Origin of the sequence: Micromonospora globispora (assembly GCF_003857015.1) — a bacterium.
In the GTDB taxonomy this organism is placed as follows: Bacteria; Actinomycetota; Actinomycetes; order Mycobacteriales; family Micromonosporaceae; genus Micromonospora; species Micromonospora globispora.
Genome location: NZ_QGGF01000086.1, coordinates 1 through 3,836, shown reverse-complemented (window position 1 = coordinate 3,836; position 3,836 = coordinate 1). Strand labels below are relative to the sequence as shown.

5 protein-coding genes are annotated in these 3,836 nt (G+C 67.5%); 2 read left to right on the top strand and 3 right to left on the bottom strand.

Features of this window, described 5'->3' with window-relative positions:
* Nucleotides 1-108 precede the first annotated feature (108 nt).
* Nucleotides 109-648: a hypothetical protein gene (locus DKL51_RS03230; RefSeq protein ID WP_123827004.1), complete on the bottom strand. Its 540-nt coding sequence runs from the start codon at nt 646-648 to the stop codon at nt 109-111.
* A 362-nt stretch (nt 649-1,010) separates the two neighbouring features.
* Between DKL51_RS03230 and DKL51_RS03225 the strand changes: the two genes are divergently transcribed.
* Nucleotides 1,011-1,337 (top strand): hypothetical protein, encoded by a 327-nt coding sequence (locus DKL51_RS03225; protein ID WP_109943228.1) that lies wholly within the window; start codon nt 1,011-1,013, stop codon nt 1,335-1,337.
* 7 nt (nt 1,338-1,344) lie between these two features.
* Here the strand turns inward: DKL51_RS03225 and DKL51_RS03220 are convergent, their stop codons facing one another.
* Complete coding sequence (locus tag DKL51_RS03220; RefSeq protein ID WP_243421014.1) at nt 1,345-1,584, bottom strand: tyrosine-type recombinase/integrase; 240 nt, start codon at nt 1,582-1,584, stop codon at nt 1,345-1,347.
* Between the two features lie 75 nt (nt 1,585-1,659).
* Between DKL51_RS03220 and DKL51_RS03215 the strand changes: the two genes are divergently transcribed.
* The gene (locus DKL51_RS03215) at nt 1,660-2,070 is read left to right on the top strand and encodes a hypothetical protein (protein ID WP_123809834.1); all 411 of its coding nucleotides are present in this window, start codon (nt 1,660-1,662) and stop codon (nt 2,068-2,070) included.
* 528 nt (nt 2,071-2,598) lie between these two features.
* Here the strand turns inward: DKL51_RS03215 and DKL51_RS03210 are convergent.
* On the bottom strand, nt 2,599-3,510 hold the full coding sequence (locus tag DKL51_RS03210) for a hypothetical protein (protein ID WP_123827003.1): 912 nt from the start codon (nt 3,508-3,510) through the stop codon (nt 2,599-2,601).
* Between the last annotated feature and the right edge of the window lie 326 nt (nt 3,511-3,836).

The following is a 3,836-nucleotide window of genomic DNA, read 5'->3' as shown; positions in this document are numbered from 1 at the left end:
GGGTGCCGGAGCCCAGTCGGCCGGTGAGACGCTGCGCCAGGCCGGGCGGAGCGTGTGGGAGGCGATCCAGGGCGGGATGGGTCAGGGCCGCCAGCAGCGCCCCAAGCGCTAGCCGACGGCTGCCCCAACCCTTCGCCGGCGTGCGGCGGCGACCGGCCCGCGTGCGGGCGCTCCGGTGACACCGCCCGGGTGGCCGGTGAGCCGCCACTGGAGCCCGGTGAGGGCGCGGACGGCCCACGCCGCCAGCGGGACGCCGAGCAGCAGCAGGAGCCCGGCGTGGGTGGCCCAGGCGCCGGCGAGGGTCGGCCCGCCCCAGGAGTCGGCGTACCGGCTGGCCCAGATGTCGTCTGTCGGGCCGGGCAGCCCGAGCCAACCCCGGAACGGGTAGGCCAGCACGTTGATCAGCACCAGGAAGGCGAGGGTGGCGGTCAGCGCCGACGAGGCGACCGCGACCGGGATCGCCAGCAGCGCGCGGGCCAGTGCCCCGATCCGGCCGGGGCGGCGCACGGCCCGGGGCAGCGCGGCCAGGGCACGGGGCACGGCAACCACGGACCAGGCGAACCGTCGCCGGCTCTCCGCGCCGTAGACCAGGCGCCAGACGGTGGAGATCCGACCGAGAATGTCCCGTACGTCTCCTGCTGAGGTCATACGGCCAGTCTTCTCCCCGTCGTCCACCGGGACCATCAGGACGATCCCCGGGGCGACCCTGGAACCGACCCTGACCGGGGACGCGGAGCGGGCACAAACGCAAAGGTCCTCACCCACGTTGCCGTGGGTGAGGAGCTTGGTAGCCCGGCGAAAGGCTATGTGGCCAGGGGCGGGGTCGAACCGCCGACCTTTCGATTTTCAGGCACCCGCATTTCCGCAGGTCATAGAGCCGCCGCACCCCGCCGTGCAATGGCCCGTGCAACTAGCTCCGCATCGTGATGTGCCGGGGTTGCCGTGCGACATCTCCGTCTCGGAGGGGCCGGGCAAGCTTGCGACCTTGACATCCCTTGAATGATGGCCGCATGAGCGTGAACGACCTGGGCCCGGAATGGATCGCCTTGCGCCTCGTCAGCGTGGTCCTCGGCCTTGTCGTGGTCATACTCGGCGTGCGTGTCGCGGTGACGCGACGTTTCCCCACGGCCTGGGTGCGGATTGCGCGTCTAACGGCCAGCCAGCGATCCCAGCCCGTCCGCCGCGGTGGCTTCAGCGCCCTGCTCGGCACGGGCCTGCTCGTCCAGCAGGCACCGTTCCTCATCCCCGTGCCCCACGCGGTCGGACAGGCCCTGTTCGCAGTGGCACTGCTTCTCGTCGTGACTGCGGCGGGATGGTTCGCCCTGCTTCGGCACTAGCCATCAACTAGCTCCGCATTGTGATGTGCCTGGGCAGCCGTGCGACATCTCCGTGCGCGGCGAGTTCCGACAGCGCCTTGGCGATCTCGCGATCACGTCCGTCAACAGCGTGCAGGTACCGGCGAGCCGCCGCCATGGACGAGTGCCCGAGTCGCTTCATCAGGTCGGCCAGGGTCGCGCCGGTCTGGGCGGCCAGGGTCTGGCCCGTGTGCCGCAGGTCGTGGAAGGTCAGGTCGTCCAGTCCCACCTTCGCGGCCCTGGAACGTTGCGCGCTGCCGGGGTCAGGAGCGGCGCGGGTGACACGGCAAGCGACCATGAGAGGGTGACCGACGCCGTATCGTCTTCCTCGACTGCTGTGATCGACCTCATCGATGGATACATGCATCGAGTGCTGAAGGGCAGAGAAGATCCGGTGGGGGTCGTCGAGGAGCTGAAGTGCGCGCTGATCGAGCTGCTCCCCGGGGACGACGTGGGGAATGTCGACGGGCTGTACAGCATCTACGCGGACTTGTCGGACATCGTCGACGGCTACCCGTTCCACTATGGCGATGGCACCGAGATGATCGCCCAACGGGAGATTCGCGACGCTGCCTGGGACTGGTTGAGCATTCCGCGCAATGCCGACGGCATGAAGACCTACGTCGACCACTGGGCTGCGAGGATCGCAGCCTTACCGACGACCGACGGAGGACGGCCATTCCGCGGCAACTCTGGTCGGCTGGAAGGCGAATAGCACCTGGCAACTGCTACCCCGGTCCAGTCTCGCCGCGCTGCGGAATCGCATCCGCATCTGCCGCGACCAGCGCGCTGAGGTGTCGCAGTCAGTTGGCGGGCGACTGTCGTACATCAGTCGACGGAGGGCATGTCGAGAGTCGAGGTGTCGAGAGTCGAGGACGTTGCCAAATTACCCTCTTAAGGATCAAGGCGGCCCGCAAGCGGGCCGCGCCGGCCCGGCTCCGGCCTGCAGGCGACCTCCGGCCGGCATCGGCCGGACCGGCCGGCCACGCTAAAGGACGACAACCTGAAGACCTCGGGGCTCCGCCCCGAACCCCGGCCCTCCTCAGAGATCAGCCGCGGATCACCTCATCGGGCACCACAAGGGCTACCAGCCTCCCCGGACGGGGCCAAGGTCGTACGTCCGGTGGGGCGCTCCACCTTGTCCCCGTCCGGGGAGGCTGGACGGTCTACCGACTGCCCGACGAGGAGATCCGCCGCGCGACGGTACTTCTCGACCTGGATGCCACAACAACCCCGTCAAAGGTCACCGGAGCTTCTCGTCCGGCTCCGATGGGAGCTTGGCCAGTAGACGATTCAGCTCGTCGGCGTCCGGGTCGCCTAAGGCATCATCAGCGAATCGGCTCATCATCTGCTTCATCAAGACTCGAGTGATGGCCTGGAGGTCCATTCCATTGGTGATTGTGGGGATGGCAACCGACTCCCCATCACGTTCGACGCCCGTGTAGAACTGATGCCCGCCTCCCGATGCGGGCCGTCGAGCGTCTCGCCGACGACGCCGGACGACGATGCAACGTGGTCCGACGGTCCCGTCACGAACTGCCTGGTGAGCCTCGTAGTTGATCCTGGCAAGCTGATCAGCGACCAGGTAGTCGGAAACCTTGCCGCGGTCGTTCGCATTAACCAGGCGGAGCAGGGTCCGCCACCACCTCTTGTCTTTCTGGGCAAGGTAAATGCCACCCGTTCCCGCGACTGCAAGACGGGTGCTCGGCGATCCCGGCTCGGCCGTCCGCTGGTGACTCGTGTAGCGGTACCAGTGCTGCCCGGTCTTGCGATCGAAGACGTTGTCGATGCTGTAGAGCCGGGGCCCAACTCCTTCGACGAAGGCCGGAATTAGGATGACGTGCGCCCCTCCCGGCAGCGACGCTAGATGCTTCGGAAGCTCCTTGTTGGCCGCAGCGGAGAGGACGCCTAGGGCTGTCTCGAACGTCAGACCCCCGAGTCCGCGCAAAACCGAACTCATCCATTCGGACGGCTGTGTTCCCCGGGCCGTGGCACCAAGACCCGCGTAACCCAGCAGGCCAACGCCGTCGCTGGTTTCAAGGTTCATGACCTTGACGGCGTCATCGATGGGCGGCCTGCGGCCGCCGTATGAGAGCCGCCGATCGACCATCAGCCACAGGCTGTCTCGGCTGTGCACGGTGAGCACGAGAGTCACACAGGCATGCTCGCATGCCCCTGCCACGTCGGGCTTAGAAGGATGACCCTCGATGTGCGGCGGTGGCCATCTCAGTGACCAGCCGTGGGCCAGCCATGGGCCAGTAGCCGTGGCGCCGAAGGGTCACGAACGGGCACGAGAGGCAACGGTCTTCGGGGCAGGCAGCAGGTGTTTCGGGCATCATGACCGGTTGAGCGCACTCTTCCAAACTGACGGTGCGGTCAGAGGCGATTCTCGGGCCGTCGTTCTGGACGCGGTCGAATCGCAGCGGACGGACAGCCTCCAGCCCCGCACTCTTCGTCAGGATCAACCGGGTCGTGTTCGAA